This window comes from Stenotrophomonas terrae (assembly GCF_001431465.1).
Classification (GTDB): Bacteria; Pseudomonadota; Gammaproteobacteria; order Xanthomonadales; family Xanthomonadaceae; genus Stenotrophomonas; species Stenotrophomonas terrae.
The window spans coordinates 27,964-43,219 of record NZ_LDJJ01000056.1 but is presented as its reverse complement, the minus strand read 5'-3'; the positions used below and the strand labels follow the sequence as shown (position 1 = coordinate 43,219).

Here is a 15,256-nt window from a genome sequence, read left to right as displayed (position 1 = left end):
GTGGATTTGACTAACTCTAGCGCTGCCGTCGCCGTACAACAACAGCTGGGCAATCGGGCAAAAACAAGGCCCTGACGAAAACCGCCAGGGCCTTAAAAATTCCCGATCACCGGACCCACTGAGGAGGGCTGGGCACAGTGGAAACAGGCTAGGGCCCGCCGGATTAAAGGCTTGTTAAAACCATGCAAACAAATTGCATCCCCCGGCCTCAGCGCTTGAGGCTGGTCACGTATTCGATCATCCGCCCTGCAATATCGTCCCCCGACACCCCCTCGATGCCCTCCAGCCCAGGGGTCGAATTGACCTCCAACACCAGCGGCCCACGCTTGGAGCGGATCAGGTCGACGCCGGCAATCCCCAGCCCCAAGGCCTTGGCGGAGCGTATCGCCACTTGTTGCTCGGCCTTGCTGCACTGCACCCGTTCGGCAACGCCGCCGGCGTGAAGATTGGAGCGGAAGTCACCTTCCTGCGCCTGCCGGCGCATGGTCGCCACCACCTGGTCGCCCACCACCAGGCAGCGCAGGTCCGCGCCCTGGGCCTCGGCGATGAACTCCTGCACCAGGAAGTTGGCGTACAGCCCGCGCAGGGCCTCGACGGTGCCCTTGGATGCACTGAGCTTTTCAGTGAGGATCACCCCCCTGCCCTGGGTGCCTTCGCTGAGCTTCACCACATGCGGCGGCGGCCCCAGCATCGACAGCAGGTCGTCGGTATCGTCCGGGTTGTCGCCAAACACCGTCACCGGCATGTCGATGCCCTTGGCGGCAAGCAATTGGTGGGCACGCAACTTGTCGCGTGCGCGCAGGATCGCATCGGAAGGGTTGGGGGTCCGTGCACCCATCATCTCGAACTGCCGCAGTACCGCCGTGCCGTAGCGGGTGATGGACGCACCGATACGCGGAATCACCACATCTATCCCGGTCAGCGCCTTGCCCTTGTAATGCATGCCAAAGCCGCTGGAGGTGATGCGCATATAGCAGCGCAGCGGATCGAGTATGCGCACCGTATGGCCACGCGAACGGGCAGCTTCGACCAGGCGGCGGGTCGAGTACAACTTGGTATTACGGGAAAGAATGGCCAGTTTCATCGCGGCGGGAGTGGTCGGTAGGCGCGCAGCATATCGCGGCGTTACCGGTTCCGGATGATCTGAATCGAGGAGTTGGGAGCTGGACTTCAGCGCGCGGTTGGCAGGCCTGTTACTGCCCCGATCCCGTCAACAATCGGCCAAGCCATGGAGCGGGCGAAGGGAATCGAACCCTCGTCAGTAGCTTGGGAAGCTACAGCTCTACCATTGAGCTACGCCCGCGTTGGCGAGGGTGAAGTCTATGCGCCACGCTGGGACAAAGCAACGCCCGCAACTGCCGGTTTCCGCCGCACAGAACCCGGCCTGGGCAGGTGTTTCCCTGGCACTGGCACCCCGTCGCAGAGCGTTGCAAACCGCCGTCCTGCGGGCGCTCCAGCGGTTCCCCTGCCCCACATGCAAAAAGAGGCGATGCCGCAGATGCGGCACCGCCTCCCACACACAACGTCGTAATCAATTGCTACTACGTCAACTTAGAAGCTGCCACCGAAACTGGCGAACACGGTGGCATCACGTGCCGACTTCTGCATCGTCGTGGTGCTCAGGCCGATATTGCTGTCCAGGCCCCACAGCTTGAGACGGGCGCCGAGCACAGCGGTAGCGTAGTTGCGGTCGAACTCCAGCCCCGGCACCTTGTACGTGCCCACGTCGGCCATGGTCTGCAACCAGGCGCTGGCCTGCTTGCCGTCCTCGAACTCGTGGTCATAGGTGACCTGCACGTACGGCTGCACGCTGGCGCCGTCGAAGCGGGCCTGCCAGCCGATCCGGCCCACGGTCGAATCCAGCTCCTGGTCGGCATAGCCCAGCGCGGTGGCGTTGGCGTTGCTTTCCACATAGCCGTCCAGCTTCACCTTCTGCCAGATCACCGCCGCTACCGGACCGTGGCGGAAGCCACCGGCCTGGCCGAACTCGTAACCGGCATTGATGGCAGCGGTCAGGTTGCTGCCGTCCGGCGAGCCCTTGTGCTCACGGGTGGCCGGGCCCAGCTGCACCTTGCGGGTCACGTCATAGCCCAACCAGCTGTAGCTCAACTGGCCGTTGACCCAGGCGCGCTCGCCGTACCAGCCGGCAAACAGACCCAGAGTGGTGTCGTCCTGGGTGAAGTCACCCTTGCTGTTGCCGAAGTCGGCGTCCATGCGACCGTAGCCAGCAAAGCCACCCAGCACCAGACCATCACGTGTCCAATCCACACCAAACAGGCCGGCCGGGGCCATGCCGTCGTACAGGTCGGCATGCGCATAACGCTGCATGTCGCCGCGCAGGTTGCCCCACCAGCTCAGGCCATCGGCCGGCTGTGAACCCACGTGCGCGCCCACCTGATCGGCGCGAGCGCGGCCGGTGGTCTGTGCCGAATGGCTCAGCACCTGCTGCAGGCGCGGCGCTTCCAGCACCGAGATGGCGTATTCGCCAAGGATCTGGTGGGCAGCCGTGGTCGGGTGCACGCCATCGGCAAACACATAGGTGTTGTTTGCATTCGGCGCTGCCAGACTCAGCGGCGAGCAGGTAACCGACGAGGCCGAGGTGCAGGCCATGTTGCTGACATTGGTGAAACCATAGGTGCCGGGATTGCCGACGATTTCCTGCAGGATGGTGAAGGTATCCACCGGGATCACCTGCAGCCCGGCCTGCTTCAGGCCACCAAACAGGGCGTCGTTGTAAGCCTTGGCCAGCGCGGTACCCTGCGCCATGCCCACTGCACCACCCGCACGCGAGGCCGGGGTCAAACCGATATCGGGCAGGTTCGGCACCATCACGTATTCGGCACCGGCCGCCTTCAACGTACCGACAATGCCGATCTGGTCAGTCACGGCAGCACCGATGATGGCCTGCGCCTGCGCCGGTGCGGCCTGCACCGCGAACAGATCATTGGCACCGCCCCACACCGTATACAGCGCATTGGCATCAGCCTTGCCGCCATTGGCCGCCAGGTAGGTGGCCATCTGCGTCTTCATCGACGGCGTCGCGCCCAGCGCACCCACCGCGTCCACACCCACGCGGGCGCCACCGACGGCATAGTTGTCACCGGTCTGGCCGTTGCCGTTGGGGCTGGCGTTGGTGCCGTACTGGTCGGCTACATAGTCCGCCCACACCCAACCCGGGTTGGTGGTGAAACGGCCAACAAGGGCAGCATTCGGGTCCAACTTCATCAGCACCGGGCGGAAGTAGCCGGTATCGGTCAGGCTGTCGCCGAAGAACACCGTCTTGGAATACGGCGACTGCGCCATGGCCGGCACTGCAGCCAGGGCGATGGCAACAGCCACGGCAGCGCGCAGCGGGCGAAGAGATAGGGACATGTTCAACTCCTGGGTGGGGAAAGCCGGCGGACATACGCCGCCGCACGTTGTTATGTTTTCATTACTGCGTAAGACACACACGCTGCGCCGCCGCAAACTGTCTGGCGGCTGGGCTTTTGCACCAGCGCTGGCGAGAATGGCGGCATGAATATCCATCTGAATGGCGAACTCCGCCAGGTACAGCCCAACCTGCTGCTGATCGAACTGCTGGCCGCCGAAGGGCTGGCCGAGCGCCGCGTGGCAGTTGAGATCAACAGCCAGATCGTGCCGCGCAGCCAGCATGCGTCCCACCCACTGCAGGACGGTGACGTGGTGGAAATTGTGCATGCGTTGGGTGGTGGTTGAGGGCTGCCGGTAGTGCCGAGCCATGCTCGGCAGGGGCCTTCCACGCGATGTTTGTAATGCTTGTGGGAGCGGCTGCTTGCTTGCTGGCTTCACCTGTAGAGCGCAGCCATGCTGCGCTGGGGCATTACCGGTGAAGCCCCTGCCGAGCATGGCTCGGCACTACCGGCTGGCTGCGCTGGGCATTACCGGTGAAGCCTCTGCCGAGCATGGCTCGGCACTACGGGGCTGGTTGAGCCCCTGCCGAGCATGGCTCGGCACTACAGGTCGGCGGGATGGGTGATAATTCACGCATGAATGCACATGCCCCCACCGACTCGCTGGTCATTGCCGGCAAGACCTATTCATCCCGGCTGCTGACCGGCACCGGCAAGTTCAAGGATCTGGAAGAAACCCGCCTGGCCACCGAGGCCGCCGGCGCCCAGATCGTCACCGTGGCCATCCGCCGCACCAATATCGGCCAGAACCCCGGCGAGCCCAACCTGCTCGACATGCTGCCGCCGGACCGCTACGCCATCCTGCCCAATACCGCCGGCTGCTATACCGCCGAGGATGCCGTGCGCACCTGCCGCCTGGCCCGTGAGCTGCTCGACGGCCACAACCTGACCAAACTCGAAGTGCTGGGCGACCAGAAAACCCTGTACCCGGACGTGATGGCCACGCTCAAGGCCGCCGAACAGCTGGTCAAGGACGGCTTCGACGTCATGGTCTACACCTCCGACGACCCGATTCTGGCCAAGCGCCTTGAAGAAATCGGCTGCGCTGCGGTGATGCCGCTGGCCGCGCCGATTGGTTCGGGCCTGGGCATCCAGAACAAGTACAACCTGATCGAGATCATCGAGAACGCCAAGGTACCGATCATTGTCGATGCCGGCGTCGGCACCGCGTCCGACGCAGCCATCGCGATGGAGCTGGGCTGCGACGGCGTGCTGATGAACACCGCCATTGCCGGTGCCCGCAATCCGGTCCTGATGGCCAGTGCCATGCGCAAGGCGGTGGAAGCCGGCCGCGAGGCCTTCCTGGCCGGGCGCATCCCGCGCAAGCGCTATGCCAGCGCATCCTCCCCGCTAGATGGGCTGATCGGCTGATGACCAATCCTTTTGACAGTGCAGGCTCCAAGGCGCCGCCCAAGCCCTTCACCGTGACCGAAGGCCGCCGCGAGATCCGCAGTTTCGTCCTGCGCCAGGGCCGCTTCACTCCTGCCCAGCAGCGCGCGTTCGACGACCGTTGGCCGCGCTTCGGCATCGACTTCAATGGCGAGCCGCGCGATCTGGACGCCACCTTTGGCCGCAACGCGCCCAAGGTGCTGGAGATTGGCTTCGGCAACGGCGCCGCGCTGCGCTACGCCGCCCAGTTCGATACCAGCAAGGACTACATCGGCATCGAGGTGCATGCACCGGGCGTTGGCCGCCTGCTCAATGCGCTGGCCGATGACAATGCCGACAACGTCAAGCTCTACCACCACGATGCGGTCGAGGTGCTGGAGAAGGAAATCGCCGACGGCGCGCTGGACGAAGTACGTATCTACTTCCCCGATCCCTGGCACAAGAAGCGCCACAACAAGCGCCGTCTGGTACAGCCAGCCTTCGCCGAGCTGCTGGTACGCAAGCTGCGCCCGGGTGGCCGCCTGCACTGCGCCACCGACTGGGAGGATTACGCCGAACAGATGTGGGAAGTGCTCGATGCCACCGCAGGGCTGGTCAACCGTGCCGGTCCGCGCGGCGCAGTGCCGCGTCCGGACTGGCGCCCGCAGACCCACTTCGAGACCCGCGGGCAGAAGCTCGGCCACGGCGTCTGGGACCTGCTGTACGACAAGCCAGACGCCACCGGCGCTGGCTGACAAGGAGTGAGGGCGTGATGACAGCTGCAAGCCGCAACCCGCTTGATCCACACGCTGGCCATGCAGCGTTGATGGCAGACTGCGTTGTCATCCCGTCCCTGCTTTTCTTCTCCAAGTCCCTGCCCTGATGGATACCGCGCTGACGCTCACCACCGATATGAAGCTCGTACTCGGGCTGGTGGGTTTCACGATGGCGATGTTCCTGTTCGAGCGCATCCGCGCCGACGTGGTCGCCTTGGTGGTGATGGTGGTGCTGGGTGTCACCGGCCTGATCGCCCCGGAAGAAATCTTCGGCGGCTTCTCCGGTAATGCGGTGATGAGCATCATCGCCACCACCATTCTGGGCGCCGGCCTGGATCGCACCGGCGCCTTGAACCGGCTCGCGGGCTGGTTGCTGCGGCGCTCGCATGGGCTGGAACAGCGGCTATTGCTGTTGACCAGCGCCACCGCCGGCTTGAACTCCTCGTTCATGCAGAACCCGTCGGTGATGGCCCTGTACCTGCCGGTCGCCTCGCGCCTGGCCTCACGTACCGCACTCACCCTGAAACGCCAGTTGCTGCCGATCTCGGCGGCAATCGTGATGGGCGGCGCGCTGACCATGGTCGGCAACTCGCCGTTGATCCTGCTCAACGATTTGTTGATGTCGGCCAATAACAACCTGCCCTCGGGTACCGCCACCATCGAGCCACTGCGCATGTTCGCGCCGTTGCCGATCGGCGTTGCCCTGCTGATCGCCTCGCTGGCCTATTTCCGTTTTTACGGCAGCCGCAAGCTCAAGGAAGAAGAAAGCGAGAACGAGGACGGCCAGGCACCGGCCCGCACCGAAAGTTATTTCGCCAAGTCCTATGGCATCGAAGGCGACGTCTTCGAACTGTTGGTTACCGCCGAAAGCCCGCTGGTTGGCATGACCGTCGGCGAAGCCGAGAACCTGTTCGATGCACCGCTGCTGCTGGCGCTGAAAACCGGCGATGACACCCGCTTGTCGCCACCGGCGGACATGCGCATCTGGGTCGGCAGCGTGATCGGTGCCATGGGCCCGCGCCAGCAGGTGTCGGACTTCGCGCAGAACCAGTTCCTGCGCATGTCCTCACGGCTGAAGCAGCTGGGCGATCTGTTCAATCCCGCCCGCGCTGGCATCTCCGAGGCGGTGGTGCCGCCAACCTCGAAGGTGATCGGCAAGACCGCTGGCGAGTTGCGCCTGCGCAAGGAACGTGGCATCAGCCTGCTGGCGATCAACCGCGACAAGCAGGTGATACGCGAGGACGTGCGCAACACGCCGCTGCGTGCCGGCGACATGCTGGTCTTCCACAGCATCTGGCAGGACCTTGCCGCGGCGGCGGAAACCCGCGATTTCGTGGTGGTCACCGACTATCCGAAGGGCGAGCAGCGCCCGCACAAGTTCAAGATCGCGATGGCCATTTTCGCCATCACCATCATCATCGCCCTCACCTCACACCTACCGGTGGCGCTGACCCTGCTGACCGGCGTGGCCGGCATGCTGCTGACCGGCGTGCTGCGCATGGACGAGGCCTACGCGGCGATCAACTGGAAGACCATCTTCATGATGGCCGGCCTGATTCCACTGGGCTGGGCCATGGACAGCAGCGGCGCGGCGGCATGGATCGCCGGCCATACCATCGACAAGCTGCCTACCGGCATTCCAGTGTGGGTACTGGAAATCGCTCTGGCATTGTTGACCACCGCGTTCTCGCTGGTGATCAGCCATGTCGGCGCCACCATCGTGATGGTGCCCATCGCTGTCAATCTTGCGCTCGCCGCTGGTGGCAATCCCACCGCGTTCGCATTGATCGTGGCCTTGTCGGCCTCCAACAATCTGATGACCGCTTCCAACCCGGTCATCTCGATGGCGATGGGCCCGGCCAAATACACGCCGCGCGAAATGTGGCGCGTCGGCGGGCCGCTATCGCTGCTCTACACTGTGATCGTGGTGATCATGATCAACATCATGTTCTGAGCAACGGCGGTGGCTTTGTAGGAGCGGCGTAAGCCGCGAAACTGGCGATTCTTCCGGCGGCAATGACCAAGCGCCATCCGCAGCACTGCAATTGCCAACGTCCCTCGCTGCCAGGCATCCGTGGCTTCGCGGCTTACGCCGCTCCCACAAGAGCGGCCAGATCGCTCTCAGCCCAGAAACACCATTCCGTCCTGCACCCGCAGCGGTACCGCGCGCAGCGCATCGCCCTTGCACGGCCCCGCCACGCAGGTGCCGCCCTCAAGTTCGAACGAGGCCCCATGCACCGCGCATACCAGGTGCCCTTCGCGACTCTTCAGGAACTGGCCCGGCGCCCAATCCAGCGCACGCCCGGCATGTGGGCAGACGTTCAACCACGCCCGCACCTGATCCCCGTCGCGATACAGCACCAGCGTTTCGGCGTCGCCATCCAGCACCGCCACCACCGAGTGAAAACCTTGGTCAGGCACTGCGGCCAAGGGGCAAAGTTCGATTCCGGAAGCGATGGCGCTGGACATTGAAACACCGATACGAGAAAGCGAGTCATTGTCGCATGGGCAACCAAGGCCAAGACAAAGCTGACTCATGGCCTTGTCGATGTCCCTATTCAGATACAAATTAACGACAACTTCACGCAATTGGCCCCCTCGCCCCTGATACTCCACTGCAGACTCAACGTCATCCAACCTTCATGAATATCCGTTACGTCCAATTCGCCAAGCTGCGCAACCTGTTTGAACCGCGCAAACCACGCAATCCCTTGGTGCGCATCGCCTTGGGCCTGCTCGGTATCGCCATTCTTGCAGTGCTGGTGGTCGGCGGCGTTTTCATTGGCGCAGCGATGATCCTGGGCGGCATCACCTGGAAGCTGCTGGCATCGCGCAAGGCCCGCGCCACGCGCAAGGCCGACCCGACCGTGGTCGATGCCGAATATCGTGTGGTGCGCAAGGCGGCGCTGCCGCACGCCCGCTAAGGCATCCTTGAGGACCGAAGCGTCCTGATGTAGTGCCGAGCCATGCTCGGCAGAGGCTTTCCCGGTAGAGCCGTAGTGCCGAGCCATGCTCGGCAAAAGCTTTCCCCGTAGAGCCGCAGTGCCGAGCCATGCTCGGCAGCAGCCTCACCGGTGCCCGCCCAGGTTGTGGGAGCGGCGTAAGCCGCGAAGCCGGCGCTATCGAAACCACAGCCATGCCCGCAATCTGACCGACCACCGGCTTCGCGGCTTACGCCGCTCCTACAAGCCCGCCCGGCGCAGCCAGCCAGCGCTCCACAGAACGCACCCGCGTCCGCTAGACTTTTGCGTCGTTTCACCTGGACGCAAACATGACTGATCTGATCCCCGCCCTGCCCCAGCCCCGCATCCCGGTCGCCGGTGGCGGCACGTTCCCGGTGCACCGCATTTACTGCGTAGGCCGCAATTTTGCCGACCACGCCCGTGAAATGGGCGCTGCCGTGCCCGCAGCGGCCGAGCGCGGCCAGCCGATGTTCTTCATGAAGCCGGCCGACGCCATCGTGGTCGGCGATGCACCGGTGCCTTATCCAACTTCCACTTCCGACCTGCACCACGAAGTGGAGCTGGTGGTCGCCCTGGGCAAGGACGCACCTGCGGGCGTACTCGCCACCGAGCAGGCGATGGCGCTGGTGCTGGCCTATGGCGTCGGCCTGGACCTGACCCGCCGCGATCTGCAGGCCGCCGCCAAAGCCAAGGGTGGCCCCTGGGATATCGCCAAGGGCTTTGACCACTCCGCGCCGGTCAGCACCCTGGTACTGGCGTCGGAAGTCCCCGACCTGGCATCACTGGAACTGTCGCTGGAGATCAATGGCCAGCTGCGGCAGAAGTCCACCCTGGACCAGATGATCTGGAACGTCCCCGATATCCTGCATGAGCTGTCCAAGCTGTACGCCCTGCGCGCTGGTGACCTGATCTTCATGGGCACCCCGGCAGGCGTGGCCGCACTGCAGCCAGGCGACCGCTTCAGCGCCCGCTTGGGAAAAGTCGCACAACGCGACGGATTGATCGCCTGATGACATCCACTGGAGTAGGCTGCGCCAGCTCCCTTTCATGCACAGCTAGGACAAACACATGGGAATGATCAGCGAATTCAAGGAATTTGCGATGCGCGGCAACGTCATCGACCTGGCGGTCGGTGTCGTCATCGGTGGCGCGTTCGGCAAAATCGTCACCTCACTGGTGGACAAGGTGATCATGCCGCCGATCGGCATGTTGGTCGGCAATGTGGACTTCTCCAGCCTTGCCTGGACCCTGGCACCGGCCAAGATCGGCGCCGACGGCAAGGAAATCCCGGCCGTGGTGCTGGGTTACGGTGATTTCATCAATACCTTGATCCAGTTCATCATCGTCGCCTTCGCGATCTTCATGCTGGTCAAGGTGGTCAACCGCCTGTCACGCAAGAAGGAAGAGGCACCGGCTGCACCGCCCGAGCCTAGCGAAGAAGTGCTGTTGCTGCGGCAGATCCGCGACAGCCTCAACAAGCAGTAAGCGCTCGCGGCTTACCTGCTCAACGGCCGGGCCTTCGCCCGGCCGTTGCCGTTTGCGCCGCCTAGAACGACACCGTCATCGACGCCTGCGGGCTGATATAGGCAGCACTATTGCGCCCGCCGGGCAGCGAGGCCTGCACGCCGACCAGAAAGCCGAGATGGTCACTGACGTTGTACTCCAGCGCCGGTGCGATGCTGAAGCTGCGGCTTGCCCCATCGTGGCACCGAACATGCTCACGCTGCCCTTCCACATCCAGCGCAGTGCCATCCAGCACGGCGCCTGATTGACGGCTTGCGCTCAGGTCCAGGGCCAGCGCCCAGTTCGCATTGATGCTGTATTCCAGTCCCAACGACGCACTGAACGCAGCGCCCGGGCTCAGATGGCCGTGAAAGCTGCGGTCGGTGTCATAGACACTGCGGCCATGCACTGAGACATCGCGCGGTGACGGGCTCCACCGCGCCTGCCAACGCCAGCGCAGCGGCCGCCCATTTGGCAGCCAGTGATAGTTCTGCCCCAACAAGGACACATGGCTGCGCCAGGCGCCCTCGCCCTGGCCGTTGAGCAGGTTGTCTCCCAGCCCGTCATGGCGTCCGGTGGGCAGGGACTGACCGAGCATCACTGCAAGGGCCGACTTGCTGTTCAGCGCATCACCTTCGCGCAGCAGGTAACGCAGGCGCAGCGTACTGTCTGCAAGACGGAAGCCGCCACTGTGCTGCCCGCCCTGCGAGGTCCTGGCACTGTCCAGCACCAGTTCACCCGTCAAACGGTCGGTGATGCCGCCGCTCAGCAGCAAGCTCAGCAACGAGGTATCCACCGAATCGTCCAAGGCATGCCGATCACCTTTGCCGTCGTAGCGTCCGCTGGTATGTGTCTGGATCCAATAGGGCTGGGCGACGAAGCTTCCCTGCGGCAGGGTCGACGGCGAAGGCGTCAGCAGCGGTCCGGTGAAGCGCACATCCTCCAGCGAGTGCGCCTGTGCCCCAACAGCGGGTGCCAACATCACCACCAACAGCATCCCTGCAGCCCTGTTTCCCAATGTCATCAAAACGTCCTGGTTCATCCACCCCATCGGTGGAAAACTCAGGCTCGCCCGCGAGCAACATCAGAAACACAGGAAAACTCCTGTTTACGTCGTAGCGCTTTTCACCGTACCTATGCTCTAGCCGATGCAGAAAGACGGCGCCATGAGGAAATCACCTGCATCAATTCAGCATTTCCCCCATACCAACTGGCACATTCCCCGAACGAGGCTCACTGTTACTCTGACAGCTCAATCCACCGTGGAATCGAACATGCGCCGCCGTGCCCTTGCTCTCGCCATCGTGCTGCTCTGCACTTCCGCTACAGCTGCCGCCGCTCCCACCCATATTTCAGACCAGGCGCTGGCCAAGGCTGCCGAACTGCGCGCGCAGGCGCTGGCCGACAACACCGGCTGGCAGGTGGTCGAGTCGCTGACCACCGAGATCGGCCCGCGCATGGCCGGCAGCGAGGCGGATGCGCGCGCGGTGGAATGGGCCAAAGCCAAGTTCAAGGCACTGGGCTTCGACAAGGTATGGACCGAGCCGGTGACGTTCCCGAAGTGGGAGCGCCGCAGCGAGCACGCTTCAGTTATCGGCGCGCACCCGCAACCGCTGACCATCACCGCGCTGGGCGGCAGCCCGGCCGGCACGGTTGAGGCCGAAGTCGTGCGCTTCGATGGCCTGGACGCGCTGAAGGCGGCACCGGAGGGTTCGCTGGCCGGCAAGATCGCCTATGTCGACTTCACCATGACCCGTAAGCGTGATGGTGCCGACTACGGTATTGGCGGCACGGTGCGCAGCCGCGGCCCGTCCGAGGCGATCCGCAAGGGCGCGATCGGCTACATCATGCGTTCGGCCGGTACCGACTCGCACCGCATGCCGCATACCGGCATCACCCGTTTTGACGAAGGCCTGACGCCGGTGCCGGCAGCGGCGCTGTCCGGGCCGGACGCCGACCAGCTCAACCGTCTGGTGGCGCGCGGCCCTACCCGCATCCGCATCTCGCTCGATTGCGGCTGGGACGGCAGCTATACCTCGCAGAACGTGATCGGCGAGATCACCGGCCGCAGCCTGCCCAAGGAAGTGGTGGTGATCGGCGGCCATCTCGATTCCTGGGACCTGGGCACCGGTGCCATTGATGATGGCGCCGGCGTTGGCATCACCATGGCTGCCGGCCACCTGATCGGCCAGCTCAAGCAGGCGCCCAAGCGGACCATCCGCGTCATCGCCTTTGCCAATGAAGAACAGGGTCTGCATGGCGGCAAGGCCTATGCCGCTGCGCGCGTGGCGGCCGGCGAAATCGTGCAGCAGCACATTGCTGCCGAAAGCGATTTTGGTGCCGGCCGCATCTATGCCTTCAACACAGGTTCGGGTAATCCGGCCGAATCACGCGAGGCGACCCGCCAGATCGGCGAGGCGCTGGCACCGTTGGGCATCGAGTACCGCGCCAACGAAGGCGGCCCCGGCCCCGACGTAGGCCCGCTGGCTGCCAAGGGCGGCGCCTGGGCGTGGCTGGCGCAGGATGGAACCGATTATTTCGATCTGCACCACACCCCGGACGACACCTTGGACAAGATCGACCCGAAGGCGCTGGCGCAGAACGTGGCCGCCTACACGGTATTCGCCTATCTGGCCGCGGAGTCGGACGGCAGCTTCGGCAGCGAAGCCAAGGACGTGGTGCCGCCGAGGGAGTGATTGCTTCGCCGGTGGAAACAACAAAGGCGCCGCAAGGCGCCTTTGTTGTTCTTGATTTCCTGTAGTGCCGAGCCATGCTCGGCAGGGGCTTCACCGGTAAGGCCTCTGCCGAGCATGGCTCGGCACTACCCCGGCGTCTTTGGCATTGCCGGGAAGGCCTCTGCCGAGCATGGCTCGGCACTACGCAGCGCTTTAGCGCTGCTTGCGGCTGCTCCAGCTGGCCAGAAATACGGCGGTTGCCGAGGCCACATTCAAGCTTTCCACCGCGCCGCTGCCCGGAATCGACAGGCGCAGGTCGCAGCTCTGCGCGAAGTCACGGTCCATGCCTTCGCTTTCGGCACCCATCACGTAGACCATGCGGTCCGGCAGCTCGGTGGTGAACACGTTCTGGCCATCAGCAACCAGCGTCGCGGCCAGGCCAAAACCGGCATCACGCAGCTGTGCAACGGCCTGCGGCAAGGCCGGCAGACGCACCAGCGGCACCGACTCGGCGCCGCCTTCGGCGACGCGTGCGGCAGCGCCGGACAAGGCCAGCGTCGAGTCGGCCGGCAACAGGATCGCGGCAACACCGAAGTGCGCTGCCGAGCGCAGGATCGCGCCGAAATTGTGCGGGTTGCCTACGCCGTCCAGCCACAAGGCCAGCGCCGGGCCATCCTGCAACGAGGCCAGCCAGGTCGCCAGCGGCAGCGGCTCCTGCTTCTGCACATCGGCCACCAGGCCTTCGTGGTGGGTGGTGGCGGCCAGCTTGTTGAGGTCGCCATCGCCCACCACGCGGTAACCCACACGGTTGGCCACACACCACTTCAGCACCGGCTGCAGGCGCGGGATCATCTCTTCGGTCAGGTATAGCTTGCGCAGCGCCTGCGGGCGCTTGGCAAACATCGCCTGCACGGCGTTGACGCCGTACAGACGCATTTCATCACCGCCGCGTACTGGTACACCATCGCCCTCACGCGCAGCTGACGGCGCAGCCGGAATTGCGCGGGGTGGCCGCGAAGAAGGGCGACGGTTGTTCCAGGGATTACTCACAGCGGTTCCTTTGAATTACTTGTTTCTACGCCAGAAATCGGCATTTTTGATGCCCAGCGCATCGGGATCGAAGACCGGGTCCAGGCCCAGCTTCTTCTGCCGCTCATAGTCGGTCAGTGCAAGCATGGCAGGCTTTTGCAGGATAAGGATGGCGACCACGTTCAGCCAGGCCATCAAGCCCACCCCGATATCACCCAGCGCCCAGGCCATTTTCGCATTGTGGTAGGCACCAAACACCACCATGCCCATGATGCCCAGGCGCAGCACCAGCATCGCTGCCGGGTGGGTGCGGTTGCTGCCTGCCAGGTAGGTCAGGTTGGTTTCGGCCATGTAGTAATAGGCCATGATCGTGGTGAAGGCGAAGAAGAACAGCGCCAATGCCACGAAACCCGCGCCCCAGCCCGGCAACACCGATTCCACCGCTGCCTGGGTGAACAGCGCACCTTCGGAAGGCTGCACGCCCGGCACGCCGGTAATGATGGCCTCCAGCTTGGTCACGCCGCCTTCGGTCACTTCACGGAACACGTTGTACATGCCGGTGGACAGCACCAGGAATGCGGTCGAGGTGCACACCAGCATGGTGTCGAAATAGATCGCGAAAGCCTGCACATAGCCCTGCTTGGCCGGGTGCGAGACCTCGGCGGCAGCGGCAGCGTGCGGGCCGGTGCCCTGGCCGGCTTCGTTGGCGTAGATGCCGCGCTTGACGCCCCAAGCGATGGCCTGGCCGATGATGCCGCCAAAGGCCGCATGCGCGCCAAAGGCGCTGGAGAAGATGTCCGCGAACATCGTCGGCACCTTGCTGGCGTTGAGCATCATCACCACGACCGCCATCAGGATGAAGCCCAGCGCCATGAACGGCACGATCACCTCAGCGAAGCTGGCAATGCGCTTGACGCCACCGAAGATGATGATGCCCAGCAGCACCGCCACGGTCAGGCCGATCCACAGCTTCATGCTGGCGGCACCGCCCACCGATGCGCAGGCGTCAGCGCCGGTGCACAGCACGTTGACCGCACTGTCGGCGATGGCGTTGGCCTGCACGCCCGGCAGCAGGAAGCCCGCGGCAATGACGGTGGCCACGGCGAAAACGGCCGCATACCACTTCAGGCCCATGGCCTTTTCAATGTAGTAGGCCGGACCACCGCGGTAGCGGCCTTCGGCATCCTTGGTCTTGTAGATCTGCGCCAGCGTCGATTCCACATAGGAGGTGGCGGCGCCGAGGAAGCCCATCACCCACATCCAGAAGATGGCACCGGGGCCGCCATAGGCGATGGCCGTGGCCACACCGGCGATGTTGCCGATACCCATGCGCCCGGCCATCGACATGGCCAGGGCCTGGAACGAGGAGACACCGGCGTCGGACTTCTCGCCACGCACGGTGAGCCGGCACATCTCGGCGAAGCCGCGGATCTGCATGAAGCGGGTGCGCAGGCTGAACCACAGGCCGGCGCCAAGACACATGAAGATGAGCGCGTTGCTCCAGATGATGC

14 protein-coding genes and 1 tRNA gene are annotated in these 15,256 nt (G+C 64.2%); 8 read left to right on the top strand and 7 right to left on the bottom strand.

The genetic code is table 11. From position 1 onward, the window contains the following. Positions 1-208 precede the first annotated feature (208 nt). The 3 genes from rimK to ABB27_RS15770 form a co-directional block, all read right to left on the bottom strand. Complete coding sequence (gene rimK, locus ABB27_RS15780) at positions 209-1,084, bottom strand: 30S ribosomal protein S6--L-glutamate ligase (protein ID WP_057629743.1); 876 nt, start codon at positions 1,082-1,084, stop codon at positions 209-211. 145 nt (positions 1,085-1,229) lie between these two features. After that, a tRNA-Gly gene (locus tag ABB27_RS15775) sits at positions 1,230-1,303 on the bottom strand. A 248-nt stretch (positions 1,304-1,551) separates the two neighbouring features. After that, positions 1,552-3,339 carry an autotransporter domain-containing protein gene (locus ABB27_RS15770; RefSeq protein ID WP_211263722.1) on the bottom strand — a complete coding sequence of 596 codons (1,788 nt, stop codon included), beginning with the start codon at positions 3,337-3,339 and terminating at the stop codon, positions 1,552-1,554. A gap of 177 nt (positions 3,340-3,516) precedes the next feature. On the opposite strand from ABB27_RS15770, the gene thiS reads away from it, so the two are divergent. The 4 genes from thiS to ABB27_RS15750 all read left to right on the top strand — a co-directional run bounded on the left by thiS (position 3,517) and on the right by ABB27_RS15750 (position 7,529). Then, on the top strand, positions 3,517-3,717 hold the full coding sequence (gene thiS, locus ABB27_RS15765; protein ID WP_057629741.1) for a sulfur carrier protein ThiS: 201 nt from the start codon (positions 3,517-3,519) through the stop codon (positions 3,715-3,717). A gap of 290 nt (positions 3,718-4,007) precedes the next feature. Continuing rightward, entirely contained in the window at positions 4,008-4,802 is a 795-nt protein-coding gene (locus tag ABB27_RS15760; RefSeq protein ID WP_057629740.1) for a thiazole synthase, read from the top strand. Continuing rightward, the gene (trmB, locus tag ABB27_RS15755) at positions 4,802-5,554 is read left to right on the top strand and encodes a tRNA (guanosine(46)-N7)-methyltransferase TrmB (protein ID WP_057629739.1); all 753 of its coding nucleotides are present in this window, start codon (positions 4,802-4,804) and stop codon (positions 5,552-5,554) included. Before ABB27_RS15760 ends, trmB begins: the two co-directional genes overlap by 1 nt. 127 nt (positions 5,555-5,681) lie before the next feature. After that, a complete protein-coding gene (locus ABB27_RS15750) occupies positions 5,682-7,529 on the top strand; it encodes an SLC13 family permease (RefSeq protein WP_057629738.1) in 1,848 nt (615 codons plus the stop codon). Positions 7,530-7,696: 167 nt separating this feature from the next. Here ABB27_RS15750 and ABB27_RS15745 read toward each other — a convergent pair whose 3' ends face one another. Continuing rightward, a complete protein-coding gene (locus tag ABB27_RS15745; protein WP_057629737.1) occupies positions 7,697-8,044 on the bottom strand; it encodes a Rieske (2Fe-2S) protein in 348 nt (115 codons plus the stop codon). A 173-nt stretch (positions 8,045-8,217) separates the two neighbouring features. Between ABB27_RS15745 and ABB27_RS15740 the strand changes: the two genes are divergently transcribed. The 3 genes from ABB27_RS15740 (at position 8,218) to mscL (ending at position 10,023) form a co-directional block, all read left to right on the top strand. Further along, positions 8,218-8,499: a hypothetical protein gene (locus ABB27_RS15740; RefSeq protein WP_057629736.1), complete on the top strand. Its 282-nt coding sequence runs from the start codon at positions 8,218-8,220 to the stop codon at positions 8,497-8,499. Positions 8,500-8,846: 347 nt separating this feature from the next. Continuing rightward, positions 8,847-9,548: a fumarylacetoacetate hydrolase family protein gene (locus tag ABB27_RS15735; protein ID WP_057629735.1), complete on the top strand. Its 702-nt coding sequence runs from the start codon at positions 8,847-8,849 to the stop codon at positions 9,546-9,548. A gap of 58 nt (positions 9,549-9,606) precedes the next feature. Then, positions 9,607-10,023 (top strand): large-conductance mechanosensitive channel protein MscL, encoded by a 417-nt coding sequence (gene mscL / locus ABB27_RS15730; protein WP_057629734.1) that lies wholly within the window; start codon positions 9,607-9,609, stop codon positions 10,021-10,023. A 61-nt stretch (positions 10,024-10,084) separates the two neighbouring features. Here mscL and ABB27_RS15725 read toward each other — a convergent pair whose 3' ends face one another. Then, on the bottom strand, positions 10,085-11,065 hold the full coding sequence (locus tag ABB27_RS15725; RefSeq protein WP_152984626.1) for a hypothetical protein: 981 nt from the start codon (positions 11,063-11,065) through the stop codon (positions 10,085-10,087). Between the two features lie 250 nt (positions 11,066-11,315). On the opposite strand from ABB27_RS15725, the gene ABB27_RS15720 reads away from it, so the two are divergent. Beyond that, complete coding sequence (locus ABB27_RS15720; protein ID WP_057629732.1) at positions 11,316-12,737, top strand: M28 family peptidase; 1,422 nt, start codon at positions 11,316-11,318, stop codon at positions 12,735-12,737. A gap of 192 nt (positions 12,738-12,929) precedes the next feature. Here the strand turns inward: ABB27_RS15720 and ABB27_RS15715 are convergent, their stop codons facing one another. Further along, entirely contained in the window at positions 12,930-13,766 is an 837-nt protein-coding gene (locus ABB27_RS15715; protein ID WP_057629731.1) for a TrmH family RNA methyltransferase, read from the bottom strand. A gap of 15 nt (positions 13,767-13,781) precedes the next feature. Beyond that, a complete protein-coding gene (locus ABB27_RS15710; protein WP_425477551.1) occupies positions 13,782-15,227 on the bottom strand; it encodes an alanine/glycine:cation symporter family protein in 1,446 nt (481 codons plus the stop codon). Positions 15,228-15,256 lie beyond the last annotated feature (29 nt).

What these genes read in the sequence shown, in the direction of transcription:
- ABB27_RS15735 (WP_057629735.1), top strand. Translation starts at nt 8,847, where the DNA reads ATGACTGATCTGATCCCCGCCCTGCCCCAGCCCCGCATCCCGGTCGCC.
- ABB27_RS15745 (WP_057629737.1), bottom strand. Translation starts at nt 8,044, where the DNA reads ATGTCCAGCGCCATCGCTTCCGGAATCGAACTTTGCCCCTTGGCCGCA.
- ABB27_RS15720 (WP_057629732.1), top strand. Translation starts at nt 11,316, where the DNA reads ATGCGCCGCCGTGCCCTTGCTCTCGCCATCGTGCTGCTCTGCACTTCC.
- ABB27_RS15760 (WP_057629740.1), top strand. Translation starts at nt 4,008, where the DNA reads ATGAATGCACATGCCCCCACCGACTCGCTGGTCATTGCCGGCAAGACC.
- rimK (WP_057629743.1), bottom strand. Translation starts at nt 1,084, where the DNA reads ATGAAACTGGCCATTCTTTCCCGTAATACCAAGTTGTACTCGACCCGC.
- ABB27_RS15725 (WP_152984626.1), bottom strand. Translation starts at nt 11,065, where the DNA reads ATGACATTGGGAAACAGGGCTGCAGGGATGCTGTTGGTGGTGATGTTG.
- ABB27_RS15740 (WP_057629736.1), top strand. Translation starts at nt 8,218, where the DNA reads ATGAATATCCGTTACGTCCAATTCGCCAAGCTGCGCAACCTGTTTGAA.
- mscL (WP_057629734.1), top strand. Translation starts at nt 9,607, where the DNA reads ATGGGAATGATCAGCGAATTCAAGGAATTTGCGATGCGCGGCAACGTC.
- ABB27_RS15750 (WP_057629738.1), top strand. Translation starts at nt 5,682, where the DNA reads ATGGATACCGCGCTGACGCTCACCACCGATATGAAGCTCGTACTCGGG.
- trmB (WP_057629739.1), top strand. Translation starts at nt 4,802, where the DNA reads ATGACCAATCCTTTTGACAGTGCAGGCTCCAAGGCGCCGCCCAAGCCC.
- thiS (WP_057629741.1), top strand. Translation starts at nt 3,517, where the DNA reads ATGAATATCCATCTGAATGGCGAACTCCGCCAGGTACAGCCCAACCTG.
- ABB27_RS15710 (WP_425477551.1), bottom strand. Translation starts at nt 15,227, where the DNA reads ATGTGTCTTGGCGCCGGCCTGTGGTTCAGCCTGCGCACCCGCTTCATG.